Origin of the sequence: Mesobacterium pallidum (genome assembly GCF_019966535.1) — a bacterium.
In the GTDB taxonomy this organism is placed as follows: Bacteria; Pseudomonadota; Alphaproteobacteria; order Rhodobacterales; family Rhodobacteraceae; genus Mesobacterium; species Mesobacterium pallidum.
Genome location: NZ_JAIMID010000001.1, coordinates 578,765 through 602,989, shown reverse-complemented (window position 1 = coordinate 602,989; position 24,225 = coordinate 578,765). Strand labels below are relative to the sequence as shown.

31 protein-coding genes are annotated in these 24,225 nt (G+C 67.7%); 15 read left to right on the top strand and 16 right to left on the bottom strand.

What is annotated here, in order from left to right:
• Together MF270_RS02775 and thyX are read right to left on the bottom strand one after the other, a co-directional pair.
• On the bottom strand, positions 1 to 596 hold a 596-nt coding region (locus tag MF270_RS02775; protein WP_238364316.1), incomplete at its 3' end, for a type I restriction endonuclease.
• Positions 597 to 658: 62 nt separating this feature from the next.
• Positions 659 to 1,564 carry an FAD-dependent thymidylate synthase gene (gene thyX / locus MF270_RS02770; protein ID WP_238364315.1) on the bottom strand — a complete coding sequence of 302 codons (906 nt, stop codon included), beginning with the start codon at positions 1,562 to 1,564 and terminating at the stop codon, positions 659 to 661.
• A gap of 202 nt (positions 1,565 to 1,766) precedes the next feature.
• On the opposite strand from thyX, the gene MF270_RS02765 reads away from it, so the two are divergent.
• The 5 genes from MF270_RS02765 to MF270_RS02745 all read left to right on the top strand — a co-directional run bounded on the left by MF270_RS02765 (position 1,767) and on the right by MF270_RS02745 (position 6,210).
• A complete protein-coding gene (locus MF270_RS02765) occupies positions 1,767 to 2,750 on the top strand; it encodes a hypothetical protein (protein WP_238364314.1) in 984 nt (327 codons plus the stop codon).
• Positions 2,750 to 4,210 carry a hypothetical protein gene (locus tag MF270_RS02760; RefSeq protein ID WP_238364313.1) on the top strand — a complete coding sequence of 487 codons (1,461 nt, stop codon included), beginning with the start codon at positions 2,750 to 2,752 and terminating at the stop codon, positions 4,208 to 4,210. The genes MF270_RS02765 and MF270_RS02760 overlap by 1 nt, the downstream gene beginning before the upstream one ends.
• A gap of 61 nt (positions 4,211 to 4,271) precedes the next feature.
• Complete coding sequence (locus tag MF270_RS02755) at positions 4,272 to 4,706, top strand: VOC family protein (RefSeq protein WP_238364312.1); 435 nt, start codon at positions 4,272 to 4,274, stop codon at positions 4,704 to 4,706.
• Positions 4,673 to 5,446 carry a DUF1194 domain-containing protein gene (locus MF270_RS02750; protein WP_238364311.1) on the top strand — a complete coding sequence of 258 codons (774 nt, stop codon included), beginning with the start codon at positions 4,673 to 4,675 and terminating at the stop codon, positions 5,444 to 5,446. The genes MF270_RS02755 and MF270_RS02750 overlap by 34 nt, the downstream gene beginning before the upstream one ends.
• Positions 5,443 to 6,210 carry a DUF1194 domain-containing protein gene (locus MF270_RS02745; RefSeq protein WP_238364310.1) on the top strand — a complete coding sequence of 256 codons (768 nt, stop codon included), beginning with the start codon at positions 5,443 to 5,445 and terminating at the stop codon, positions 6,208 to 6,210. The genes MF270_RS02750 and MF270_RS02745 overlap by 4 nt, the downstream gene beginning before the upstream one ends.
• A 49-nt stretch (positions 6,211 to 6,259) precedes the next feature.
• On the opposite strand, the gene MF270_RS02740 is transcribed toward MF270_RS02745, so the two are convergent.
• The 3 genes from MF270_RS02740 to MF270_RS02730 form a co-directional block, all read right to left on the bottom strand.
• Entirely contained in the window at positions 6,260 to 6,760 is a 501-nt protein-coding gene (locus MF270_RS02740) for a MarR family winged helix-turn-helix transcriptional regulator (protein WP_238364309.1), read from the bottom strand.
• A gap of 120 nt (positions 6,761 to 6,880) precedes the next feature.
• A complete protein-coding gene (locus MF270_RS02735; RefSeq protein WP_238364340.1) occupies positions 6,881 to 7,102 on the bottom strand; it encodes a succinate dehydrogenase assembly factor 2 in 222 nt (73 codons plus the stop codon).
• 38 nt (positions 7,103 to 7,140) lie between these two features.
• Entirely contained in the window at positions 7,141 to 7,542 is a 402-nt protein-coding gene (locus tag MF270_RS02730) for a transcriptional regulator (protein WP_238364308.1), read from the bottom strand.
• An 87-nt stretch (positions 7,543 to 7,629) separates the two neighbouring features.
• On the opposite strand from MF270_RS02730, the gene MF270_RS02725 reads away from it, so the two are divergent.
• Entirely contained in the window at positions 7,630 to 8,832 is a 1,203-nt protein-coding gene (locus tag MF270_RS02725) for a pyridoxal phosphate-dependent aminotransferase (RefSeq protein WP_238364307.1), read from the top strand.
• 13 nt (positions 8,833 to 8,845) lie between these two features.
• Positions 8,846 to 9,247, top strand: a complete 402-nt coding sequence (locus MF270_RS02720) for a hypothetical protein (protein WP_238364306.1) — start codon at positions 8,846 to 8,848, stop codon at positions 9,245 to 9,247.
• A 248-nt stretch (positions 9,248 to 9,495) separates the two neighbouring features.
• Here the strand turns inward: MF270_RS02720 and MF270_RS02715 are convergent, their stop codons facing one another.
• Entirely contained in the window at positions 9,496 to 10,857 is a 1,362-nt protein-coding gene (locus MF270_RS02715; RefSeq protein ID WP_238364305.1) for an MATE family efflux transporter, read from the bottom strand.
• Positions 10,858 to 10,959: 102 nt separating this feature from the next.
• On the opposite strand from MF270_RS02715, the gene MF270_RS02710 reads away from it, so the two are divergent.
• Entirely contained in the window at positions 10,960 to 11,586 is a 627-nt protein-coding gene (locus tag MF270_RS02710; RefSeq protein ID WP_238364304.1) for a TIGR02453 family protein, read from the top strand.
• On the opposite strand, the gene ppk2 is transcribed toward MF270_RS02710, so the two are convergent.
• Positions 11,583 to 12,557 (bottom strand): polyphosphate kinase 2, encoded by a 975-nt coding sequence (gene ppk2, locus MF270_RS02705; RefSeq protein ID WP_418887853.1) that lies wholly within the window; start codon positions 12,555 to 12,557, stop codon positions 11,583 to 11,585. The two genes, MF270_RS02710 and ppk2, sit on opposite strands and share 4 nt — an antisense overlap.
• Positions 12,558 to 12,740: 183 nt before the next feature.
• Here ppk2 and MF270_RS02700 point away from each other — a divergent pair, with 183 nt between their 5' ends.
• Positions 12,741 to 12,941 (top strand): CsbD family protein, encoded by a 201-nt coding sequence (locus tag MF270_RS02700; RefSeq protein ID WP_238364303.1) that lies wholly within the window; start codon positions 12,741 to 12,743, stop codon positions 12,939 to 12,941.
• A gap of 63 nt (positions 12,942 to 13,004) precedes the next feature.
• Here the strand turns inward: MF270_RS02700 and MF270_RS02695 are convergent, their stop codons facing one another.
• The 5 genes from MF270_RS02695 to parE all read right to left on the bottom strand — a co-directional run bounded on the left by MF270_RS02695 (position 13,005) and on the right by parE (position 17,511).
• The gene (locus tag MF270_RS02695) at positions 13,005 to 13,502 is read right to left on the bottom strand and encodes a DUF6985 domain-containing protein (protein WP_238364302.1); all 498 of its coding nucleotides are present in this window, start codon (positions 13,500 to 13,502) and stop codon (positions 13,005 to 13,007) included.
• A 194-nt stretch (positions 13,503 to 13,696) separates the two neighbouring features.
• Entirely contained in the window at positions 13,697 to 14,074 is a 378-nt protein-coding gene (locus tag MF270_RS02690) for a hypothetical protein (protein ID WP_238364301.1), read from the bottom strand.
• Between the two features lie 426 nt (positions 14,075 to 14,500).
• Positions 14,501 to 15,202, bottom strand: a complete 702-nt coding sequence (locus tag MF270_RS02685; protein ID WP_238364300.1) for a DUF1194 domain-containing protein — start codon at positions 15,200 to 15,202, stop codon at positions 14,501 to 14,503.
• Positions 15,203 to 15,237: 35 nt separating this feature from the next.
• On the bottom strand, positions 15,238 to 15,429 hold the full coding sequence (locus MF270_RS02680) for a hypothetical protein (RefSeq protein WP_238364299.1): 192 nt from the start codon (positions 15,427 to 15,429) through the stop codon (positions 15,238 to 15,240).
• A 123-nt stretch (positions 15,430 to 15,552) separates the two neighbouring features.
• Positions 15,553 to 17,511, bottom strand: coding sequence for a DNA topoisomerase IV subunit B (gene parE / locus MF270_RS02675; RefSeq protein ID WP_238364298.1), 1,959 nt, complete (start codon positions 17,509 to 17,511; stop codon positions 15,553 to 15,555).
• A 204-nt stretch (positions 17,512 to 17,715) separates the two neighbouring features.
• Between parE and MF270_RS02670 the strand changes: the two genes are divergently transcribed.
• From MF270_RS02670 to MF270_RS02655, 4 genes are all read left to right on the top strand, one after another.
• On the top strand, positions 17,716 to 18,348 hold the full coding sequence (locus tag MF270_RS02670) for a DUF1007 family protein (RefSeq protein WP_238364297.1): 633 nt from the start codon (positions 17,716 to 17,718) through the stop codon (positions 18,346 to 18,348).
• Complete coding sequence (locus MF270_RS02665) at positions 18,333 to 19,247, top strand: nickel/cobalt transporter (RefSeq protein WP_238364296.1); 915 nt, start codon at positions 18,333 to 18,335, stop codon at positions 19,245 to 19,247. The genes MF270_RS02670 and MF270_RS02665 overlap by 16 nt, the downstream gene beginning before the upstream one ends.
• A gap of 48 nt (positions 19,248 to 19,295) precedes the next feature.
• A complete protein-coding gene (locus tag MF270_RS02660) occupies positions 19,296 to 20,234 on the top strand; it encodes an isopenicillin N synthase family dioxygenase (RefSeq protein ID WP_238364295.1) in 939 nt (312 codons plus the stop codon).
• 420 nt (positions 20,235 to 20,654) lie between these two features.
• A complete protein-coding gene (locus MF270_RS02655) occupies positions 20,655 to 21,338 on the top strand; it encodes a hypothetical protein (protein WP_238364294.1) in 684 nt (227 codons plus the stop codon).
• 4 nt (positions 21,339 to 21,342) lie between these two features.
• Here the strand turns inward: MF270_RS02655 and MF270_RS02650 are convergent, their stop codons facing one another.
• The 3 genes from MF270_RS02650 to MF270_RS02640 all read right to left on the bottom strand — a co-directional run bounded on the left by MF270_RS02650 (position 21,343) and on the right by MF270_RS02640 (position 22,657).
• The gene (locus MF270_RS02650) at positions 21,343 to 21,747 is read right to left on the bottom strand and encodes a c-type cytochrome (protein WP_238364293.1); all 405 of its coding nucleotides are present in this window, start codon (positions 21,745 to 21,747) and stop codon (positions 21,343 to 21,345) included.
• A gap of 67 nt (positions 21,748 to 21,814) precedes the next feature.
• A complete protein-coding gene (locus MF270_RS02645; RefSeq protein ID WP_238364292.1) occupies positions 21,815 to 22,222 on the bottom strand; it encodes a c-type cytochrome in 408 nt (135 codons plus the stop codon).
• Between the two features lie 54 nt (positions 22,223 to 22,276).
• Positions 22,277 to 22,657, bottom strand: coding sequence for a c-type cytochrome (locus tag MF270_RS02640; protein ID WP_238364291.1), 381 nt, complete (start codon positions 22,655 to 22,657; stop codon positions 22,277 to 22,279).
• Positions 22,658 to 22,794: 137 nt separating this feature from the next.
• On the opposite strand from MF270_RS02640, the gene MF270_RS02635 reads away from it, so the two are divergent.
• Together MF270_RS02635 and MF270_RS02630 are read left to right on the top strand one after the other, a co-directional pair.
• Positions 22,795 to 23,202 carry a PaaI family thioesterase gene (locus tag MF270_RS02635; RefSeq protein WP_238364290.1) on the top strand — a complete coding sequence of 136 codons (408 nt, stop codon included), beginning with the start codon at positions 22,795 to 22,797 and terminating at the stop codon, positions 23,200 to 23,202.
• Between the two features lie 9 nt (positions 23,203 to 23,211).
• On the top strand, positions 23,212 to 23,649 hold the full coding sequence (locus MF270_RS02630) for a DMT family transporter (protein ID WP_238364289.1): 438 nt from the start codon (positions 23,212 to 23,214) through the stop codon (positions 23,647 to 23,649).
• Positions 23,650 to 23,811: 162 nt separating this feature from the next.
• On the opposite strand, the gene MF270_RS02625 is transcribed toward MF270_RS02630, so the two are convergent.
• Positions 23,812 to 24,141, bottom strand: a complete 330-nt coding sequence (locus MF270_RS02625) for a DnaJ family domain-containing protein (RefSeq protein WP_238364288.1) — start codon at positions 24,139 to 24,141, stop codon at positions 23,812 to 23,814.
• Positions 24,142 to 24,225: the final 84 nt, after the last annotated feature.

Sequence of the window (24,225 nt, the reverse complement as noted above, 5' to 3'; positions counted from 1 at the left end):
GCGATCGGTGCGATCATCGCTCTACCGCGGCCGAAATGCGGCATCAGAGCCGCAGCTGCGTGATGTTCAGGGGCGACTACGTATTTCAGTCGCTCGGCTTGGGCCAAAATATTGTTAACATCAAAGTTCGCCTTGGCAAATTTTGCAAGCTCGGAAACTGAAAACCCAGAAATGTCCAGAATATCCAGAATAAAAAACGGACGCTTGTCGAGCCTGTTTGGCTCCTCGAGATCAGAATAAAACCGATACTCCCGACCATTGGTCAAGATCGCAAAGCGGGCGTTTGTAACTGTGAAATACCTATACAGCTGCGCCAGGTGTTTTTCGTTCAGAGACGTGGCGAGCCCTTTACATTCAACCAGAATGCTGACGTCACCCTCTCTCAGGATGGCGTAATCGACTTTTTCTCCCTTTTTCCCGACTGCATCAGCAGTGAACTCTGGAACAACCTCAGAAGGGTTGAAAATGTCGTAACCCAGCGCCTGAAGAAACGGTAGTACCACCGAAGTCTTGACAGCTTCCTCCGTCTGGATCGTTTCCGCGTGTTCGCGCACTCTCATTGCAAGAGATTGAAGCGCGGCCTCCAGGCTGCTCATGGGTGTCCCCTTTATTGCATGTTGGGGATTATTGAGAAATTTAGCCTTCAACTGTCAAGTGTTTACCCCACAACCTCCATCATCTCCCGCCATTCCCGCGCGGACATGCCGACGCTCTCGGCCGTGACCTCTTCGCCCTTGAGCATCAGCCGGACCGCCTCGACCATCTGTTTCGACAGGGTGGCGCCGCCCATCCGGTAATCCTCGAAGGCGCGGTAGGCGAAGGGCACCCAGTCGGCGACCATCTCGCAGATCGCCTCGGCGTAGACGCGGATCTCGTATTGGGCGTGGCTGTCCGCGCGCAACCGGAGGAAGTGCAGCAGGTTGTGCAGGTCCACCTTCCAGTACCATTGCGTGTAGATGTTGGCCGGCAGGTTCATCCGCGCCAGCTCGCGCGCGAGGCCGTCCTGCCCGTCGTCCGAGATCATCTGCTGGTAATGGTCATAGCAGCGCGCGGCGTCGCCCTTGAGGATCTCGAGCACGCGGTCGGCTTCCTCTCCGCTCAGCGTCGCGCCCCGGCCCTGGTTGTTGACCACCGATTGCGCGGCCAGCGCGTCGCGCTCGGGGATGTAGAACTCGCGGTCGAGGATCGAGTAGCGCGCGGAATATTCGTTCACGTTGGCAGTGCGGTGGCGGATCCACTGGCGGGCGACGAAGACCGGCAGCTTGACGTGCAGCTTCAACTCGCACATCTCGAACGGGGTCGAATGCCAGTGCCGCATGAGGTAACGGATCAGCCCCTCGTCGTTCTGCACCGACTTGGTCCCCTTGCCGTAGCTCACCCGCGCAGCCTGGCAGATGGCGGCGTCGTCGCCCATGTAGTCGATGACCCGGACGAAGCCATGGTCCAGCACCGGGCGCGCCTTGTAGAGATGCGCCTCCATCCCCTCGGACACGGTCCGCAGGGTCGGGCGGGGCGTCGCGCGCAGCTCTTCGATTTCGGCGGCCTGTTCGGGGGAAAGCGGCATCGGGTCATCCTTTTTGATGAGGCGTGAGTCGGTCTGGCCCATATCTTGCCCGAAACCGGCATCGCCATACCAGAGGTGGTGGCGGCAAAAGGGCCGCACTTGGCGATTTTTCCTCGCCCCAGCGTTGACGGATGCCCGCGCAGATGGGACCTTGCCCGCAAACCGGGGCGAAAGACCCCTTGAGCAGTCGAGGCAGAAACGAATGGGACGGATTTCATTCCTGATGGCGACATGCGCGCTGCTGGTGGCATGTGGCGAAGGCGACGGGACGAACCCTTTTTCGGGCGACACCGAAACCAACGAAGAGTCGACGGACAGCACCAACACCGGTGAGGTCGAGGTCTCTGCCGCGATCCGCGGCGACCTGGATGCGATCTATTACAACGCGTTGCAGAACACCGTGGTGGTCGAGGGGCTGACGCTGGACGAGGAACCGTTCAATACGCTTTATACCCGCCGCGCGGACCAGGACGCGAATTACAACGGCTACCACGTCTACATGGCGCAGGACGACCCGCTTGACCGCCACACCACCGCGCTGGTGCTGCAATCGGGCGGCACGACCTTCGAAGGCGTCGTGCGCGCGGGCATCGCCGTGACCGGCGGCGTGCGCAACCGGATCTTCGGCGGTGGCTATTTCGAGCGGGACGGCGATTACGAGCCGGTGCCGACGGGCCCGGACGAGGGGCTGGTCACCTATGCCGGCAAGTACGCCGGCCTGACCAACATCGGTCTTTACGATTACACGATCCTGCAGGTGCCCGATGCCGGCACCCCGAACGAGCTGCGCACGACCCGCGCGGCGCAGACCACCGGCGACATCTTCATCAACGTCGACTTCAACGACATGGAAGTCGAGGGCAACGTCTACAACCGCCGGCTCGAGCACAACGGGCTGGCCCTGCCGTCGATCGTGCTGATCGCGACGGAGCTTGGCGATGATGGCGTGTTCAACGGCGCGTCGATCGAGTACGAGGGCGTGATCAACAAGGACATCGGCGACTACGCCGGCATCCTCGGCGGGCCCGAAAGCCGCGCGCTCGGGGGCTCGCTCAAGCTCGATGAATGGGACGGCGAGGGCGACCCGCTCGGCTACGAGAACGAGCTGGAATGGGGTGTCTTCGTGCTGGAACGCTGCGGGACCCAGCATTCGAACGAAAGCGTCTGCAGCCAAGTGGATAAGTAATGACGGCATGGGCGGGGGCGGGCCGGACGGCGCTGCGCAGGCTTTTGGCCAGTGCGCTGACGGCTGTCGCCCTGCCGCTCGCCGCCCTGGCCCAGGCGCCCGAATCCCCGACCCCTGCCCCCGAGATGGTGACCATCCCCAAGGGCGAGGCGCGCATCCTGATGATGAAATCCGCCGCGGACGGGCGCTATGACCTCGCCCGCGCGCTGGCGCTGGGGCTGATCAAGGCCGCGCCGGACGATGGCCAAGCGCATTACATCCTCGCCCGCGCCAACCGCGCGCTTGGCCGCCCGGTCGAGGCGCGGCAGGCCGCGGCAAGATCCTACCGGCTGGCCAGCAGCCCGCTGCAGCGGTTCCAGGCCGCGCAGATCGCCGCCGGGGCCTCGGTCGATGCCAGGCACTACACGCTGGGGCAGCTCTGGCTGCGCCGCACCTACGAGAACGCCCCGAACGAGGCCGCCCGCGCCGCCATCGCCCGCGATTACCGGATGCTGCGGCAGGTCAACCCGCTGAGCTTTTCGTTCAGCTTCTCGGTCTCGCCCTCGACGAACTTCAACAACGGGTCCAGCAGCGCGCTGAACGACGTGGACGGGGTCGACGGCTATTTCGGCTCGCTCAGCAGCGATGCCCAGGCCCTGCCCGGCAACGTGGTCACCACCCAGGCGCGGCTCAGCTACCGGCTGAGCGACCAGCGGGCCGAGGGTGCGACGACCGTGTCGCTGCTGGGTTATGCGCAGCGTGTTCTGCTGACCGAGGAAACCCGCGACAAGGCCCCGACCGCCGAGGCGGGCGATTACGACATGACCCAGCTCGAGCTGTCGCTGCGCCGCCGCCAGCCGCTGACCGAGACCATCGACGTTTCGGCCGGGCTCGCGCTTGGCACCGTCACCTACGGCGGCGAGCCCTATTACGATTACCGGCGCATCGAGCTGGGCTACGGCGCCCTGTTGACCCCGCGCAGCCATGTCTCGGCCTATGCCACGGCCGAGCAGCGCGATTTCCCGCTGTCCTCCCGCCCCGAGGGGCGCGAGATCCGGCTGGGCGCGGGCTGGCGCACCAGGGTGGGTGATGCGGGCACGTTGGGCCTGTCGCTGGGATACGAGGCCGAGGACCGCACCGGCCCTGATTTCGACAACGAGTCGCTTTCGATGTCGCTCAGCTGGAGCCCGGCGCAGGCCTGGGGGCCCGCACGGATGACCTTTTCGCTGGACGGGCGGGTCACGGACTACCCCGATTACCGCGTCGTGGGCCTGACCGGGCTGGGGCTGGTGGCCGTCAAGGTGCCCGGCGGGCGCGAGGATCGCAGCCTGTCGCTGACGGCACGCGCGCGGTTCGACGACCTCGGCTATGCCGGCTTTGTTCCCGTGGTCACGGTGACCGGCAAGCGCCAGACCTCGAACGTGACCCGCTTCGAAACCGAAGGCGTGTCGGTCCGGCTCGGTATCGAATCCGCATTCTGAGCATTGGCTTTCCCGGCGCTGGCCCTACACTCGGTCCAACGCGAAGACCAAGGAGAGACCCATGTCGATCACCTACCTGCACACGATGGTCCGTGTGAAGGATCTCGAGAAATCCATCGCCTTCTACGAAATGCTGGGGCTGAAAGAACGCCGCCGCCATGAAAGCGAAAAGGGCCGGTTCACGCTGGTCTACCTCTGCCCGCCGGGCCAGGCGGACGGAACGGCGGATGTGGAGCTGACCTACAACTGGGACGGCGACGACGGGCTGCCCTCGGACAGCCGGCACTTCGGCCACCTCGCCTACAAGGTCGATGACATCTACGCCATGTGCCAGACGCTGATGGACGCCGGCGTGACGATCAACCGCCCGCCGCGCGATGGCCACATGGCCTTTGTCCGCTCACCCGACAACATCTCGATCGAGCTTCTCCAGGCCGGCGATGCGAAGGAGCCGCAGGAACCATGGGCCAGCATGGAAAACACCGGGCACTGGTAGGGCTGGCGCTGGCCACTGCGCTGGTGCCGGGTGCGGCGGCGGCGCAGGTTGGCTGCCGGCTGGCCCTGCTGCTGGCGCTCGACATCTCCTCCTCGGTGAATGCCGAGGAGGACACGCTGCAGCGCAGCGGCCTTGCCTCGGCCCTGATCGCGCCCGAGGTGCAAGAGGCGTTCCTGGGCGACCCCCTGCCCGTCGCGCTGGCGGCCTATGAGTGGAGCGGGCGGCACAGGCAGGCCGTGCTGCTGGACTGGGTGCTGGTGGACAGCGCCGAGGACCTGCTGATCGCGGCGCAGCAGATCGGGCGCAGCGAACGCAGCACCAACAACTTTCCGACCGCGCTGGGATATGCGCTGGGATACGGCGCGACCATGCTGCGCCGCGCCCCGCCCTGCCTGTGGCAGGTCATCGACGTCTCGGGCGACGGCAAGAACAACGAGGGCTTCGGCCCCGAGGCGGCCTACCGCGAGTTCCCCTTTGCCGGGGTCACGGTCAACGGGCTGGTGATCAACGCGGCCGAGTTCGAGGCCGAGGTCGACCTGATCGACTATTACCGGACCGAGGTGCTGCGCGGCCCCGGCGCCTTCATCGAGGTGGCGCAGGGGTTCGAGGATTACGAACGCGCCATGCGCCGCAAGCTCCTGCGCGAGCTCAGGTCCAAGGCCGTCGGCGGGCTGGATGGGCCGGACCTGCCCGGCCCATTCGGCGCGCTGGTCCTGCCCGCGCGCGGGGACGAGGGATGATCCGCGCCGCCCTGCTGGCGCTGGCCCTCGTGGCCACCGGCGCCGAGGCTGCGCCCTGCCGGCAGGCGCTGGCGCTGGGGCTGGATGTCTCGGGCTCGGTCGATGCGCAGGAATACCGGCTGCAACTGGACGGGCTGGCGGCGGCGCTGCTGCACCCCGAGGTGCGCGAGGCCTTCCTGGCCGATCCCGGCGCGCCGGTCTGGCTGGCGGTCTACGAATGGTCCGGCCCCTCGGACCAGCGCCTGCTGCAACCCTGGACCCCGATCGACACCCCCGCCACGCTGGAAGGGGTCGCCGGACGGCTGGCCGGAACGCTGCGGGCCAAGGCCGACCCCTCGACCGCGATCGGCGAGGCGCTGGAGCTGGGGCGCCAGTTGTTGAGCGACCGGGCCGAGTGCCCCAAGCGGGTGCTGGACCTCTCGGGCGACGGCATCGCCAACACCGGCCGCCACCCGCGCGACGTCAAGAAGGGCCTGCCCGACTGGCTGGTGGTGAACGGGCTGGTGATCAGCTCCGAGACGAATGACGACAGCTTCCAGTCGCGGATGACCACCGCTTCGCTGGGCGGGTACTACCGGACCTACGTGCTGCACGGACTTGGCGCGTTTCTCGAGACGGCACTGGGGTTCGAGGATTTCGAGGCCGCAATGGTGCGCAAGCTGAAAAAGGAACTTAGCGTGCTGATTCTCGGGTCGCTCGACCCGGTTGCGCCCGGGCCCTGGATCAAGACCATCGCCAACCCGACGCCGTGGTCTGATCGGTAGACGCGCCTGGCTCTGCCTGCGGACCGGTCGAGCCGAACCGGCGCGCTGGTCAGTAGATATAGCGGATCTGGTCGGTCCAGTAACGCTCGACCCGGCGCAGGGACATGGTGATCTGGTCAAACCCGTCAGGGCCGACCACGTTCTTGGACATCAGCCCCTCGGCATGGCGCTGGAACAGGCCCGAGACGATGTCGCGAATCTCGCGCCCCCGTTCGGTCAGGCGCACGCGGACCGAGCGGCGGTCGATCTCGCAGCGCTGGTGGTGCATGTAGCCCATTTCCACCAGCTTCTTGAGGTTGTAGCTGACATTCGAGCCCTGGTAATAACCGCGCGACTTGAGCTCGCCCGCCGTCACCTCGTTCTCGCCGATGTTGAACAACAGCAGCGCCTGCACCGCGTTGATGTCCAGCACGCCCACCCGTTCGAATTCGTCCTTTATCACGTCGAGCAGCAGCCGATGCAGCCGTTCGACCAGAGACAACGCGTCCAGGTAGCTGGCCATGAACTGCTGTTCCGGACCCGTCGCCGCCATGGGTTTGTGTAAGCTCATCGTCATCTCCGCCACGTGATCCTTGGCGGGGACACTGGCGCGAAAACCCGAATAATCAGTTAAACCTACACGAAGACCAACAAAATTGCGCGAAATCCGGGCAGAAAAAAGCGCCCTGACTCAGGCGTCGCTGATCGCGCGCGAGATCTCGGCCACCATGGCCCCGTACTCCACGGGCGCGGGCACGCGACCGGTCACCCAGGCATAGAGGTCCTGATCGTTCTCGTGCAGCAGCCGGTCGTAAAGATCCAGCGTCGCATCGTCCATGCCCGAAAGCTGCGCGGCGGAATAGGCGACCAGCAGCAGGTCCATTTCCTTGATCCCTCGCCGCATCGACCGCATCCGCAGGCGTTTTTCGCGGATCTCGCGGGTCTCGCCGGTCAAGACGAGGCCGCCTCTTGCCCCGCCCGCAGGCGCTTTTCCAGCCGGCCGGCGCGGTCCAGCGCCTCGCGCAGGGTGACCCGCAGCTGCGCCAGCTCGGCCAGGGCCGAGGCGATATCAGCCGAGCCGTCGGCCTGGTCGGGGGCCGCCACGCCGTCGCCTTCCCCGGTCAGCAGCCAGACGATCGACACGTTGAGGAACCCGGCCAGCATCGACAGGCGGTTGGCGCGCGGCTCGGTCCGGTCTTCTTCCCAGCCGCGCAGGGTGCTGACCCGCACGCCAAGACGCCGCGCCAGCTGCGCCTGGCTCAGTTTCGCCGCGTCGCGCGCGGCGGCCAGGCGGTCGCCGAAGGTGGCCATGTCGGGGCCGTACCAGTCAATATCATCGCTGTGATCGGTCATGTCTCTTCCCTTCTGCCGTTCCCGCTTGAACGGCTTTCGGGGGCAACCTATGACATGGGGCCGGGGAATTCAAAGCAGGAGGCGGCGATGCAGCGCCTGTCCGCGACATTGCAGAAGATCAAGCCGTCGGCGACCGTGTCGATCAGCACCCAGGCGCTCGAGATGAAGGCGGCGGGCCAGGACGTCATCGGCCTGGGCGCCGGAGAGCCGGATTTCGACACGCCGGCGCATATCAAGGCCGCCGCGATCCGCGCGATTGAAGCGGGGCACACCAAGTACACCGCCCCCGACGGGATGCTGGACCTGAAGAAGGCGATCTGCCGCAAGTTCGCCCGCGAGAACGGGCTGGAATATTCCCCCGCCCAGATCAACGTCGGCACGGGCGGCAAGCAGGTGCTGTTCAACGCGCTGATGGCGACGCTGAACCCCGGCGACGAGGTGATCGTGCCCGCGCCCTACTGGGTGAGCTACCCCGACATGGTGACGGTCGCGGGCGGCACCCCGGTGATCGTCGAGGGGCGGCTGGAGGATGGTTTCCGCATCACGCCGCAGGCGCTCGAGGCCGCGATCACCCCGGCGACCAAGTGGCTGATCTTCAACTCGCCCTCCAACCCCACCGGGGCGGGCTACGGCCCCGAGGCGCTGAAGGCGCTGACGGATGTGCTGATGCGCCATCCGCATGTGATGGTCATGTCCGACGACATGTACGAACACCTGACCTATGGCGATTTCGAGTTCCGAAGCCCGGCGCAGATCGAGCCCGGCCTTTACGACCGGACGCTGACCGTCAACGGCGTCAGCAAGGCCTATGCCATGACCGGCTGGCGGATCGGCTATGCCGGGGGCCCCGATTGGCTGATCGCGGCGATGCGCAAGATGCAGACGCAAAGCACCTCGAACCCCTGCACCATCTCGCAATGGGCCGCGCTCGAGGCGCTGGACGGGCCGCAGGGCTTTCTCGACGACTTCCGGGTGGCGTTCCAGCGGCGGCGCGACATAATCTGCGCGCGGCTGGATGCGATTGACGGCGTCACCTGCCCGGTGCCCGAGGGTGCGTTCTACATCTACCCGTCGATTGCCGGGCTGATCGGCAAGACCAGCGCGGGCGGCACGCTGATCGCGGATGACGAGGCCTTCGTCAGCGCGTTGCTGGCCGAAACCGGCGTGGCCGTGGTCCATGGCGCGGCCTTCGGCTTGTCGCCCAACTTCCGCGTCAGCTATGCCGTGGCGGACGACGTTCTGGACGAGGCCTGCACCCGGATCGAGCGCTTCTGCGCCGGGCTGACATGAGGGGGATGCGGTCATGAGCAGCCTGCCCGAATATTACTTCCGCATCCGCGACAAGGGGGCCGCGGTGTTCCGCGTGGATACCGAGAACCGGCATCGGCGGATCGAGATGGACCAGATCGCCGTGGTCAACGTGCGCAACGGCGAGGTCAAGGCGCAGGGCGACCGGCCGCTGACCCCCGCCGACGAGGCCGCCATCGCGAACTGGATGCAGGAGCGGGCGGCGCTGCTGGCGCAGCGCGACCTCGACGACATCCACCGGGCCATCGATTACCTCAACACCACGACGCAGTGGATCCAGTCCAAGGCGACGGACGAGCAGCTCGAGGAGATCACCGACCGGCTGCTGCTGGCGATGCATGACCTGCGCTCGGTCCTGGTGCGCAAGAAGGCCGACCGGCTGGGACGGGACGACTAGCTTTCCGTCCCGGTTTCGGATCGCGGGGCGATCCGACCGGGGCGGCTGCGCCGGCAAGCCGGCGCAGCCGCGGGGGGCCAGCCCCCCGGCGCCACGGGCGCCTCCCCCCGAGGTATTTGCAAAACAATGAAGGATGGCGGCAGCGGTCAGGCCAGGTGTCGGGCCTGGGCCAGCGGTCGGACCCGGGGGCCAGCCCCCGGACCCCCGAGGTATTTGCAAAACGATGAAGGGTTGGGGCGGCGCAGCGATCAGGCGGTCGCCGGGAGCAGGCGGGCGGCGGAGGTCCAGAAGCGCGTGGCGAGGCCGATGGCGGCGCAGGTCAGGCCGAAGGTGAGGCCCAGCCAGAGGCCCGTGGCGCCCCAGCCGACGAAGAAGGCCAGCGTATAGCTGCAGGTCAGGCCGATGGCCCAGTAGGAAATCGTCGTGATGACCATGGGCACGCGCGTGTCCTGAAGACCGCGCAGCACGCCCACGTGGATCACCTGCATCGCGTCGGCGAGCTGGAAGAGGGCCGCGAGGGCCAGCAGGATCCGGCCGACCTCGAGGATCGCGGCGCGGCGCGGCTCGGCGGGGTCGATGAAGAGGCCGATGAGCTGGTCGGGCAGCGCGAGGAAGAGCACGGTCGTGAGGGCCACCACGATGAGCGACAGCACCGAGACGACCCAGGCGCCGCGGCGCAGCTGGGTCAGGTCTCCGCGCCCGGCGGCGTTCGAGGCGCGGATCGTCGCCGCGTTGCTGAGCCCGAGGTGGATCATGAAGGACGCCGAGGCGAGCTGCAGCGCGATCCCGTGGGCGGCCAGCGACACCGTACCGATCCAGCCCATCATCACTGCGCTGGCGGCGAAGAGGGCGACTTCGGCCAGGGTGGTCACCCCGATCGGCCAGCCCAGGCGGAAGACCCGGGCCATGACCTCGGTATCCGGCCGCCAGAAGCGCACGAAGAGCTGGTGCTGCGGCAACTTGCGCCGCGCATACAGCACCACCCCCGCCAGCGCCGTCAGGTGCGACAGCAGCGAGGCGATGGCGGCGCCACGGATGCCCAGCTCGGGCGCGCCCCAGTTGCCGAAGATCAGCGCGTAGTTGCCAAACCCGTTGGCGACAGCCGCCGCCACGGTGATCCAGAGCACCACGCGGGTGTGTTCGAGCCCGGCAAGGTAGCTTTTCAGCGCCATGACGCCCAGCGCGGGCGCCATGCCCCAGCCGGCGATGCGCAGGTAGACCTGGGCGTTGGCGGCCACCTCGGGCTCCTGCCCGATGGCGCGCAGGATCGGTGCCGACCACCAGAGCAGCGGCATCACGCAGACAAAGAACAGCCCCGACAGCCACAGCGCCATGCGCGTCACCCGGCGGATGGTCACGTCATCGCGGGTCACCGCGGCGCTGGCGACCAGCGGCATCACCGCCCAGGCAAAGCCCGAGCCGAACAGGAACAGCGTCATGAACAGCGAAGCCGCCAGCGTCAGCGCCGCCAGTTCCGGAACCCCGTACCAGCCGACCATGATCGTGTCGGTCAGCCCGATCAGGAACTGCGCCAGGTGCCCGCCGACCAGCGGCAGGCCGAGGATCAGCAGGGCCCGCGCATGGGCAAGGGGGGACAGGATCTGGCTCATGCCCCGCCTTTAGCCGCGGGGCGCCGATCCGGCAAGCCGCCCGGGCACTTGACCCGCGCAGGGCGGGCCGTTCAACTGCGCACAGCGACCGGAGGGAGTGCCATGACCGACCCGTTCCAGGATCTTGTCCCGAAGGCCCGCGCCTTTCTGCGCGAATTGGCCGCGAACAACGAGCGCGACTGGTTCACCGCGCGGAAGGCGCGGTACGACGCCGAGTTGAAGGCGCCGGCCACGGCGCTGCTGGACGTCATGGCGGGGAAGCTCACGGCGATCACTGACACGCCGACAGAGACCAAGCTGTTCCGACCGAACCGGGACGTGCGGTTTTCCAAGGACAAGACACCCTATCACACGCATCTGCACCTGCTGTGGCAAAGCGGCGGGGCGCAGTGGTTCTTTGGCGTTTCGCCCGATTACATCACCTGCGGCGGCGGTCGGATGGGGTTCGACAAGGATGCCCTGACCACGTGGCGCGAGACGGTCGATGGTCCCGAAGGCGCCGCGCTGGCGGCCGAGGTCGACCGGCTGGTCGCGGTCGGGATGCGCCTGTCCGAGCCCGAGCTGAAGCGCGTCCCCGCCCCCTACCCGGCCGATCACCCGCGCAGCCTGCTGCTGCGGCGCAAGTCGCTGACACTCTGGCGCGATGGCGACGCGCCGCCCGAACCGCTCACCGGCTGGCTGGCAGAGACCTTCCGCCAGCTCTGGCCGGTGCAGCGGATGCTGCCCTAGCTCTTGCGCAGGTCCGGGTGCATCGCCGTGCCCAGGATGTGGTCGGCGCGGTGGATCACGTGCCCCGCCCCGCCGACGATCATCGGATCGGGCGCATGGGCGACATGCAGGTCCTTGCCGGGATAATCGAGGCTGTCGAGGAAATGCAGCATGCAGTTCAGCCGCGCCCGCTTCTTGTCGTTCGATTTGACTACGGTCCAGGGCGCGTCCGCCGTGTCGGTGTAGAAGAACATCGCCTCCTTCGCCTCGGTGTAATCGTCCCACTTGTCGAGGCTGGCCTTGTCGATCGGCGACAGCTTCCATTGCTTGAGCGGATCCGTCTCGCGGCTTTGGAACCGCGCCTGCTGCTCGGCCTGGGTGACCGAGAACCAGTACTTGTATAGCTTGATCCCCGAGCGGACGAGCATCCGCTCCAGCTCGGGCGTCTGGCGCATGAACTCGAGGTATTCGTTGGGCTCGCAAAAGCCCATCACCCGCTCGACCCCGGCGCGGTTGTACCAGGACCGGTCGTAGAGCACGATCTCGCCGGCGGTCGGCAGATGCTCGATGTAGCGTTGAAAGAACCACTGGCCCTTCTCGATCTCGGTCGGCTTGTTCAGCGCGACGACGCGGGCCGAGCGCGGGTTCAGATGCTCGGTAAATCGCTTGATCGTGCCGCCCTTGCCGGCGGCGTCGCGGCCCTCGAACAGCAGCACGATCTTCTGGCCGGTCTCCTGCGCCCAAAGCTGCACCTTCAAGAGCTCGGCCTGCAGCTTGGCCTTCTGCGCCTCGTAGCTGCGGCGCGACAGGCGCGTGTCATAGGGATAGGTGCCGTTCTCGAAGGCCAGGCGCACGTCGTCGGGCGTCGGCGCGGGCATCTTGTGCGGCGCGGGCTTCGCGGTGGCCGGCAGCGCGGCCGGGGCGGCAATGGCCGCGGCACCGGGGGTGGCGGCCGGGGCCTGTCCGTTCGAGGTCGGGGGTGTGTCGGCCATGCATCTCTCCTGGGTCCAAGCGGTGTCGGGCGCAGGGTAACAGCCCCGTTACATCCCGTCCTTGACCGGGATCAATTCCCGGTTGCGGGGCGCCGGATCGGCCAGGGAACCTAGCCGGGGATGGTGCGTTGACTGGGTGAGAGGCGGCGCTCTTCGCCGCTGATACGCAGGAAGGAGACGACCATGAACTGGGACCAGATCCAGGGCAAGTGGACCGAACTCAAGGGCAAGGCCCGTTCCGAATGGGGCGAGCTGACCGATGACGACCTGGCCGAGGCGCGCGGCGACCGCGAGCAGCTGATCGGCAAGATCCAGCAACGCTACGGCAAGGCCCGCGCCGAGGCCGAGCGCGAAGTGGATCAATGGCAGGCGCGCATCAGCTGATCGCGCGCCACGCGTGAAGAACAAGGGGCTGGCCTTAGGGCCGGCCCTTTTTCGTGTCGCGCCTCAGCGGTCCACGGAGGCGGCATCCTCCTCGGCCATCCAGAGCAGGAAGGCGCAATCCGCCCCGCCCCGCTCGACGATCCGCTGGCCGTGCATCAACACGCCGAGCCCATGTTCGCCGTCCCAGGCGCACTCGAACTGGTAGCCGACGTAGGGGCGCCCATCGCGCGACACCTGGTGGACGAAGATCTTCTTCAGCGTCACCACCTGCCCCAGCGCCTCGGGCCCCGAGATGACGGGCAAGCTGGCGCCCTGGACGTCCGCGACCCAGGAACAGGCGTCCTTGTATTCGGCCAGCACGGCCTTCTGAACCGTTCGTGCCTGGTCGGCATGATGGGCCGGGACCCATTCGGCCAGGGCGCGTTCCTCTTCGCTCAGCGGGGCAAGACCGCGTCCTTCAGGTGCAAAGACCAGCGTGACGCCGTTCGCCGGCGCCACATGCGCCAGCGCGGGCAGGTGCACCCGCGCCTGCCACGAGAACCTGCCTTTGGTCCAATCCATCGATGTCATCCATGAAAAAGGGGCGGCCCGCCGCGCGGTGCCGGGTCGGAGCGGTCCGACTGGCCAAGCGTTAGTCCCGCGGCCATGCCTTGGCAAGCGGCCTGTACGAAACGCGCGAGGGACAGGGGGGGCGGAAAAACGTTTCGGGCCGCGCAGTTGCCCGCGCGGCCCGGTCTCACGACAGGATCGTCAGATCACTTGGTGAGCGTGCGGGCATCGCCCACCAGGCGGACCGAGTCACCGGTGGCTTCCGACACGACGTAGATGTTGCCGTTGTCATAGCCGTAGACGGTGCCGGCCTGCGGCGCGGTCAGGTTGAAACGGGCGTAGTCCTCGACCACGGCAAACCGGCCAATGCGTTCGACTTCATATGCGATGCCGGCATCGGGGTCCTGGTTCTGTGCCACTTGCGATTGGCCCGGGAAGGCGCCGTCGACCGGAGCGGTGCGGGCGTTGAACTCTTCGATGTTGATCTGGAAGTTGGCCTCGCCGGGTGCCTGGCCGGGGAAGGCATGGGCAGCGCCGGTGATGGCGATGGCTGCGGTGGCGGCTGCGAGTGCAAAGCGTTTCATGGGTAGTTCCTTTCGTTTGGCTGTGAACGTTGCCGTTCGTTGTGAGAGTGATTTGTGCGATGATGCCTCGCCCCGCAAGCCCGCTCCCGTCCTCGTGATCCTGTATTAGTTTTGAGATTCAGGGCCTTGAACGGCCACGTTCCGCAAACTATCGACGATTAATATGTGCACCCGCGCACACAGACCGTCCGCCCCCTGCGAGGCTCGATTACCCCGGGTCGCACGATGCGACCTATGGGCGAAACTTAACCGAAATGCTCCTCACAGGCGCGTGAGATCAAGGTGTAGAGGCGACTCGGAAAAAAATCAAAAAAGGGCCAGTGCGGTCCTTGTGTTACATCCGGACCGGCGTTTTCGGGTCATGTGACTGGAAGATTGGCCCTGCGCAGGACGCCTTTCGCGCGACGAGTCGCGAAGAACGCACGCTCAGCGCGAGGCGACGGCCGGCGCGCCGGGAATCGTTCCCGAGATTTCAAGGATCAACTTGCGCCGGACGGCCTCGGCAAAGGCCTCGCGGCTGTCGGCGGTGACGACAAAGGCACCCTGCCCGCCGATGATGCGCTCTTCGTACAGCGCCTCGAGCCCGCCATGGGCGCGGCCCGGATCGCCCGGCCGCAGGATCGGCAGGGCGTTGATCGTGACCCCGGCGGCCAACACCCGCTGCCGGGCCTCCTCGATCGGGGGACCGGAGTAGTTGTTGATGCTGTCACCCGAGAAATCGATCACCCGGCGCCAGCCGTCGATGTCGTTGTCGTCCATCAGCCGCAGCCCTTCCAGCGGGGCGGCGCCGATGGCATTGCGCCCATAGGCCAGGCGCGGCTGGTCCAGCAGGGCGTCGGCAAAGGCCTGCGCGCTCTCGGGGCCGTCGATGCGCATCCAGTCGACAACCACCGCCTGGTTGGTGGCCCATTCGACATAGGTGACGGCTATCTCTCCGTAAGCGGTGTTCGCGATGGCGGCGAGGACCGTGGGGTCGGTGATCGCATGGGCATAGCCCTGCCGCTGCAGCGCGATCTCGGTGCTGTCGATGGAGCCGGAGGCGTCGGCCAGCAGCACCAGCTCGAGGTCGGTGTCCTGGGCCAAGGCGGGGCCGGCGGCGAGGGCCAGCGAGAGGAAAAGCGCACGCATGTATAATGTGTATCATGGGGCGCGGGCGGCGGGGGTCACGTTTCGGTTGGGTCGAGGACCTCGGCGTGGTCATCCGCCTGCCGGTTCAGCACCCGTTCGGCGATCCAGGTGTGGGCGTGGCCGCAAAGCGCGGCGCCGAAGCGGTCCACGAGGCGGGAACAGCCGCGGATCAGATGGCTCGCCGTGATATCCTGGCCGCGCGCGATCTCGTCGGCGACGATGCGCATGTCCTTGGGGTCTGGAAATGGACGGGCCCAAGCATGTCCTGAGCATGCGTCAGGGATGGTTAACAAATCCTCACCGGGGAGAGGTGGGGTGAAACCCCACCCGACATCCCGACGGCCGCCGGCTCACACATCCAGCTCTTCCACGAACTTCGCGTTCTCCTGGATGTACTGGAACCGCAGCTCGGGCTTCTTGCCCATCAGCCGCTCGACCAGGTCGCCGGTCTCGCCCGGTTCGTCCTCGTCGATGCTGACGCGGATCAGCACGCGGCTGGCCGGGTCCATCGTGGTCTCTTTCAGGTCCTTGGCGTCCATCTCGCCCAGGCCCTTGAAGCGCGAGACGTCGATCTTGCCCTTGCCGCCCAACCCCTTGGCGAGCCATTCGTCGCGCTCGATCTCGTTGGCGCAATAGACGCGCTTGGCGCCCTGCGTCAGCCGGTAGAGCGGCGGGCAGGCCAGGTAGAGGTGACCATTATCGATGAGCGGCCGCATCTGGGTGTAGAAGAAGGTCATCAGAAGCGCCGCGATATGCGCCCCGTCCACGTCCGCGTCTGTCATTATGATGATCTTGTCGTAGCGCAGCTCGTCGAGATTGAACCGCGTCCCCAGCCCGGTGCCGATCGCCTGGGTGAGGTCCGAGATCTCGGTGTTCGATCCCAATTTGCTCGAGGCCGCGCCCAGCACGTTCAGGATCTTGCCGCGCAGGGGCAGCAGCGCCTGGGTCTTGCGGTTGCGCGCCATCTTGGCCGAGCCGCCCGCGCTGTCGCCCTCGACCAGGAACAGCTCGGTCCCGTCGCGGGTCCCGGTCGAGCAATCGACCAGCTTGCCCGGCAGGCGGAGCTTCTTGGTGGCCGATTTCCGCGCCGTCTCCTTCTCCTGCTTGCGGCGCAGGCGTTCCTCGGCGCGCAGCACGAGAAAGTCGAGGATCGCCCCGGCCGATTTCGTATCCGCCGCCAGCCAGTTGTCGAAATGGTCGCGCACGGCGCCCTCGACCAGCCGGGCCGCCTCGGTCGTGGCAAGGCGGTCCTTGGTCTGGCCGACGAATTCCGGCTCGCGGATGAAACACGAGACCAGCGCGCAGCCGCCCGTCAGCAGGTCCTCGCGGGTGATCTGCGCGGCCTTCTTGTTGTTGGCCAGATCGCCATAGGCCTTGATGCCCTTCAGCACCGCCGTCCAGAAGCCGTATTCATGCGTCCCGCCCTCGGGCGTCGGGACCGTGTTGCAGTAGGACTGGATGAAGCCGTCGCGTGCGGGCGTCCAGTTGATCGCCCATTCCACCTTGCCCGGCGCGCCGAACTTCTCCTGGAAATCCACCACGCCCGCAAAGGGCTTGTCGGAATAGGTCGTCGCCTTGCCCAGCGTCTCGGCCAGGTAATCGGCCAGGCCGCCGGGAAAGTGGAACGTGGCCTCGAGCGGCGTCTCGCCATCGTCGATGGCCGATTTCCAGCGGATTTCCACGCCCGAGAAGAGGTAAGCCTTGGACCGCACCATGGTCAGCAGCCGCTTGGGCTTAAACCGGTGGCTGCCGAAGATCTGCTCGTCCGGGTGGAAGGTCGTCATGGTGCCGCGCCGGTTGGGGGCGGCGCCGAGTTCCTGGACCGGGCCCAGCGGGATGCCGCGGCTGAAGCGCTGTTCGACCAGCTTGCGGTCACGCGCCACCTGCACGACCATCGAATCCGACAGCGCGTTCACGACCGAGGCGCCGACCCCGTGCAGGCCCCCCGAGGTCTGGTAGGCCTTACCCGAGAACTTGCCGCCCGCGTGCAGGGTGCAGAGGATCACCTCGAGCGCCGATTTGCCCGGGAACTTCGGGTGCGGATCGAACGGCATGCCCCGCCCGTTGTCGCGCACGGTCAGCGAATAATCGGCATGCAGCTCGACCTCGATCCGGTTGGCAAAGCCCGCCACCGCCTCGTCCATCGAGTTGTCGAGGATCTCGGCCACGAGGTGGTGCAGCGCCCGTTCATCCGTGCCGCCGATATACATGCCGGGGCGCTTGCGGACGGGCTCCAGCCCCTCCAGCACTTCGATCGAAGAGGCGTCATAGGTGCCGGCATCGGCGGGGGTCAATAGGTCGTCGGCCATCTGCTGCTCGGTCTCTTTGGGTTGGCCGTCACTATGGCAGAGCCCTAGGCGCGGGGGAAGACCGCGCGACCTGCATCTGCGCGAGTTGAGGGGGTTTGTCACGGGCCCCGCCACCAGATGCTGTGGATAAGTGCGACGGCGGGGGTTTGCCTGTTCCGCCGCACCCCCTTGGCGGCGCCTGCACGCCGGTCTAGAGCTTGCGCCATGCGCCTGACACATCTCCTCGCCGCCCTGCCCTTCCTCGTGCTGCCCCTGGCCGCGCCCGCCCATCCGCATGTCTGGGTGGATGTCGCCCTCAAGATCGAGACCGACACCCGGGGCCATGCCACCGGGTTGATCGTCGGCTGGAGCTACGACGATTTCTTCACCCTGCTGATCCTCGAGGACATGGGCCTCGACCCCGAGGCCGACGGCGTGCTGACCGAGGACGAGCTGGCCCGGCTCAAGGGGTTCGACCTGGTCGAATGGCCCGAAGGCTTCGAAGGTGATGTCTACCTCGAGACCGCGGCCGGGCCGGTGACCCTGTCCCTGCCGGCCCCGCTGGACGTGCGGGTCGAAGAGGGCCGGATCATCGCCACGCATTACCGCGCGATCGACCCGGTGCCGCTGGACGGGCTGAGCCTGCGCACCTTCGATCCGACCTATTTTGTCGATTACCGCCTGGCCGGGATCAGCCTGCCGCAGGGCTGCACGGCGCGTATCGACGAGGCCGACGAGGCCGCCGCCAACAAGGCGGTCGAAGAGATGACCGGGCAGACGACCGAAGAGCTCTTCGAGGAAATCGAGATCGGCCATCTTTACGCGGACAGCGCGCGCATCATATGCGCGGGGCTCTGATCGCCGCGGCACTGGTCGTGCTTGGCCTCGCGGCCTGGCTCGTCGGATTCGGCGGCATGGACCACCTCGCCCGCTGGGCGGCCGATGGCCAACGGGCGGCACAGCAGGCGCTGGCGGGCGCACTCCGGGCACTCAAGACCGGCCAGCCGGGCGCGGTCGCCGGGCTGATGACCCTGTGCTTCAGCTACGGGTTCTTCCATGCGGCCGGGCCGGGGCATGGCAAGGTGCTGATCGGCGGCTACGGTCTTGGGCGGCAGGTCTCCTTTGCCCGGCTGGCCGGGCTGGCTGTCGCCTCGAGCCTCGCCCAGGCACTGACCGCCGTCGCGCTGGTCGGCGCGGGCGTGCTGCTGCTGGGCTGGTCGCGCGAGCGGATGGTGGGCCTGGCCGAAGGCGGGTTGCAGGCCCTGAGCGCGGCGGCCATCGGCCTGATCGGGCTCTGGCTGGCCTTTCGCGGGGCCCGCGCGCTGTTCACGGCGCTGCGCGGTGGCGGGCACGGGCATGGGCATGACCACTCTCACAACCATCATGGCGACGGGGTCTGCCAAACCTGTGGCCACCGCCACGGCGTGACATTGGACGAGGCGGCGCGCGTCTCGGGCTGGCGCGACGCGCTGGCGCTGATCGCCGCCGTCGCGGTGCGGCCCTGCACCGGCGCGCTGTTCCTGCTGATCCTGACCTGGCGGATGGACATCTTCGGCCTCGGCGTGCTGGGCGCGCTGGTCATGGGCCTTGGCACCGCCACGCTGACGCTGGTCGTCGCCGGCGGCGCGGTCCTGCTGCGCGGCGGGGCCATGGCCGGGTTTTCCGGCAGCGGCACCGCGCTATGGCTGCGCGCAGGGCTGGAACTGACCGCCGGTTTGCTGATCGCGCTGGTGGCGGCGCAACTGCTCTTGCGCTGACCGGCGCCGCCGCGCAGCATGGCCGCGATCCAGGTCATGGAGCAGACAATGGACTTTCCCGCCTTCGACCTCGGCGCCTTCGAACAGCTTGAGGGGGACGCCCGCGCCCGGCAACGCGAAGAGCTTGACCTCATCTGCCGGGAGATCGGCTTTCTCGTGCTCGAAGGGCATGGCATCGACGCCGACGTGATCACCGCGCAATGGGCCGCCGTCGGCGCGTTCTTCGCGATGAGCCCCGAGGAGAAGGCCCAGATCGCCGCGCCGGCGCCCGGCTACCCCTACGGCTGGCTCGGCCCCGACCGCGAGGCCCTCGCGAAATCGCGCGGCGAAGACACGCCCCCCGACCTCAAGGAAAGCTTCAACGGCGGTCCCCTGACGATCCCCGAAGGGCTGCCCGACCCCGACGCCTATGCCTTCTGTTACCAGCCGACGCTCTGGCCGGACATGCCCGGTTTTCGCGAGGCCTGGGAAAGCTACTACCGTGCGATGGAGGCGCTGGCCGCCCGCGTCATGGCGGCCTTTGCCGAGGCGCTGGGGCTGGAGCGGACCTTCTTCGACGGCGACATCGGCCAGCCGGTGTCGGCCCTGCGCGCGCTCTACTACCCTGAAACCCGTGGGGCTGCGCTGGCCGGCCAGCAGCGCGCCGGGGCGCATACCGATTACGGCTCGCTCACCATCCTGCTGCCGCAAGCGGGGTCCAGGGGGCTGCAGATCAAGATGAGCGACACCTGGATGGATGTGCCCACGCCCGAGGGCGCCTTTGTCATCAACATCGGCGACCTGATGGCGCGCTGGACGGCAAACCGCTGGGTCTCGACCCTGCACCGGGTCGTCGCGGTGCCCGACCAGCCCGCGCGGCAATCGCTCGCCTTCTTCCACCAGCCTGACTGGGAGGCGGTGATCTCTCCGCTCGACGGGTCGGACACCTACCCGCCGGTCAAGTCGGGTCCGTACCTGATGGAGAAGTTCCGCGCGGCTGCCGGCTAAGGCCTGCGTGGCGAGGGCGGACATGAAGGGTCAGCGCCCTCGCGCCGGAGGCGCGGCTCGGAGGAACCGAGGGGTGCTGCCCCTCGCGCCGGAGGCGCGGCACGAAAGAAGTCGAGGGGCTCTGCCCCTCGCGCCGGAGGCGCGGCACGAAAGAAGTCGAGGGGCTCTGCCCCTCGCGCCGGAGGCGTGGCACGAAAGAAGTCGAGGGGCTCTGCCCCTCGGACTCCCCGGAGTTTATTGGCAAGATGAAGGGGGGGGGGCACGGGTCCCCTGATTCATTGTGCCGATAAACTCCCGCCGGAGGCCTGCGCGCCTGCGCGCAGTCTGGCGGCACGAGACGGGCCGAAGCCGGTCGGCGGCAATCGGACCGGTCCGTCGTTTCGGGATGGCAAGCGGCGTGATCCGTGGCATGGTCGCGCCATGCGTGCCGCTCTCATCCTTTGCCTTGCCCTTGCCGCCCCCAGTTGCGGCCGCGTGCTGACCGAGCACGAGAAGGCCTTTGCCGGCGCGATCTTTGCCGACCAGGTGGATGTGGACCGGGTGCGATTCTCGGGGCCGCTGCTGGCCGGATCCTTCACCTATCAGCGCCCGGCGCGGCCGCGGGTGACCTGTACCGAACGGCTCTACCCGCCGATCGAGGCGGCCGAGATCACCGTATCGCCCGCCGCCATGGCGGTCTTCAACCACGTCCGCTACCGCGAGGACCTGTGGCGTGAGGACTACCTCGAGGAGCTGCCCGAGATCCTGTCCCTGCCCGAGGCCATGCTGTTCGCCCACGAGATGACCCATGTCTGGCAATGGCAGAACCGCGACCGCACCGGCTATCATCCGCTGCGCGCGGCCGGGGAGCATTCGGCAAGCCCGGACCCCTACCTTTTCGATCCCGAGACCGAGGTGTCGTTCCTGTCGCATGGCTACGAGCAGCAGGGCGCCATCGTCGAGGAATACCTGTGTTGCAGGGTGCTGGCGCCGGATGCCGCGCGCACGGCGCGGCTGCATGCGATGCTGAGCGCCGAGTTCCCGGTGACCGACCTGCGGTACCGGCTGGCCGACCGGGTGCGCCTGCCCTGGAAAGGGGCCGAGATAGAGGGGATCTGCGACTAGGCGCTCAGATCTCTTCGCCCTGGACATGTTCCAGGTAGGCGACAAGGTCGGCGATCGGGCCCGAGGTCTCGATCTCAGTCCCGTCCGGCGCGGTCAGGGTGCGGCCCCGGCCGGCGAAGAAATCGCCATAGACCGGCATGGCGCTGCCGTGGCTGACCAGCGGGTCGCCCCCGTCGATCCGGGCGACCACCCGGGCCATGGGAAAGACCCCGCCGTTCTCGGCCGAGAGCTGCGTCAGGTCCTTGGGCTGGACCACCAGCACGGGCGCCATCGGCCCGCCCCCGGTGGCATCTGCCCCGTGGCAGGTCGCGCAATGACGCGCGAACAGCGCGCTGCCCGCGTCGATGTCCTGGGCTGCCGCCGGCAGGGACGAGAAGGCAAGTAAGATGGGCAATGTCACGTGGCGCATGGTCGGTTCTCCTGGATGGCCCCGGGGCCAGGCTAGGCACCCGGCGGACAGATGTCCTTGACCGGGATCAAGGCTGCTGGATGGCCTCGAGATAGGCCAGCAGCGCGGCCAGCGGGCGCGGCGTCGGGGTCATCACGCCGTCGCCCGTGTCAACCGGGACCAGGTCGCCCTCGAGCAGCAGGCCGAATTCCGGCATCTCCTGCCCCGGCAGATCGGCGCGGTGGTAGCCGTCGATCACCGACAGCACCTGGGCGCGCGGGAATGTGCCGTCGTTCCGCGCGGCGATCAGCGCGAGGTTGGCGGGGGGCGGCGACATCTCGCCGGCCAGCGGGCCGTCGCCCTGCCCGGTCGCCCCGTGGCACATGGCGCAATTCTCGGCGTAAAGCCGCGCGCCTTCGCCGGCCTCGGGCATCTCCTGCGCCATGCAGGCGGCCAGGCCGAGGGGAATCATCGCTGCCCAAATCACCCGTTTCATGGGGACCTCCGTTCTTTTTTCCAAGTGTCTCAGATGCGCGCAGGGCGGGCAAGGTCAGTCCTGGATGCCTTCGAGATAGCGCGCCACGGCGAGCAGCGGGGCCGGTGCGGTGACCGGGCCATCGGGGCCGTTCCAGGTGGCGGGCGGGCCTTGCAGCAGCGGCGCGAACTCGGGCATGAGGCCGCGCTGGAAGCGGCCGGGATAGCCGTGGACCTGGGTCAGCACCCGCGCCATCGGGAAGGTGCCGCCGCTTGTCGCGGCCAGCTGGGTGAGGTCGGGCAGGGCCACCGGAAGCTCGGCCGCGACGGGGCCGTCGCCATGGCCCGAGGGGCCGTGACAGGCCGAGCAAGTTTCGGCAAACAGCCGGGCGCCATCGGGCATCGGGGGCTGGCAGGCGGCCAGAAGCAGAGGCAGGAGTAGCGCGTATCGTGTCATGTCATGTCCTTGCGCGGTCGCGCCCAGCCTGCCCGGGCACGGGCCGCGCCGCCTTGATCCAGGTCAGGCGCTTTCGCAAGTGACAAGCCGCCCCGACCGCGCCACTCTGCCCGCGACGCAGACCGGGAGGGACAGGCATGATCGACACCAAGGCAGCGCAATCCGCGCTGGAGGAATATTTCGCCGACTGGGTGCGCGCCCTGCACATCACGGTGACCGGGATCGGCCCCGAGGGCGCGGTGCTCGAGATCCCCGTCCGCCCCGAGATCGCCCGCGTCGGCGGCATCGTCTCGGGACAGGCGCTGGCGGCGCTGGCCGATACGGCCATGGTCTTTGCCTGCGCCGGCCATTTCGGCGAATTCCGCCCGGTGGCGACCACCAACCTCGACACCCAGTTCCTGCGGCCGGGGGGCGGAGAGACCATCCGCTGCACCGCCACCATCGTGCGCGCCGGCAAGGCGCTGGTCTTTGCCCGGGCCGAGCTCGAGGCGCTGCCGGCGGGCAAGCTCTGCGCCACGGCCACCGCCACCTTCTTTGCCGGCTGAGGACTCGACATGCTCCATTACGCGCTGATCATGCTGCTGGCCGGGATCGGCATTCCGATCCTGGCCGCCCTGAACGCGGGCCTCGGCGTGCGGCTGGGCTCGCCCGTCGCGGCCTCGATGTTCCTGTTCGCACTGGCCTTCGCGCTGGCGGCCATCGTGCTGCTGCTGACCGGCCAGGCCCCGGCGCTGAAACGCACGGCGGGGGTGCCCTGGCATTTCTTTCTGGGCGGGCTCTTCGTCGCCTTCTACGTGCTCTCGGTCACCTTCATCGCGCCGAAGTTCGGCGTCGGAAACGCGGTGTTCTTCGTGCTGATCGGCCAGCTCATCAGCGCGGCGGCGATCGACCAGTTCGGCCTCTTCTCGGCCAACGTGACACCGCTGACGGCCACCCGCGCGCTGGGGATCGGCGTGATGGCGCTGGGGGTCTGGATCACGCAACGGGTGTGAGGTGCGGCCCGCCTAGGGGCGCGGGACAACCGAGGGGCCCTGCCCCTCGGGCTCCCCGGAGTTCAGGGGCACAATGAAGGACGGATCGGATCCCCTGCTTCATTGTGCCGATAAACTCCCGCCGGAGGCTCCGACACGCGCCACAGGCCCCGGTATCGGCGTTCAGCGCAGGAACTTCCGCCGCGCCTCGCGCGCGATCTCGTAGCGCACCTGAAGATCGGCGACCCGGGCCATCAGCGGCTTGCGGGCCGCCGCGTCGGGCTCGGCGGACCAGGCGGCGCGTGCTTCGTCCAGCTGCGTCTTGAGGCGAATCTCCTCGGGCAGCGCGCCGGCTTCGGCCATGATGCGGAACCCCGCCGCGTCGGCGGCGTCGATCAGCGCATCGCCCGGGCGATGGGGCAAGGGCTTGCCCTCGCCGGCCAGCCCCGAGAGCTTGCCTTCCGCTTCGGCCTTGCGGATCTGCCGTTCGACCAGGGTGCGCCATCCTCGCATGGATTGAGACTACCACGCACCGCCCATCGCGCCAACGTGGGTTGACGCCCCTGCGGCCAGACGCCACTTATCGCGCCAACCCAG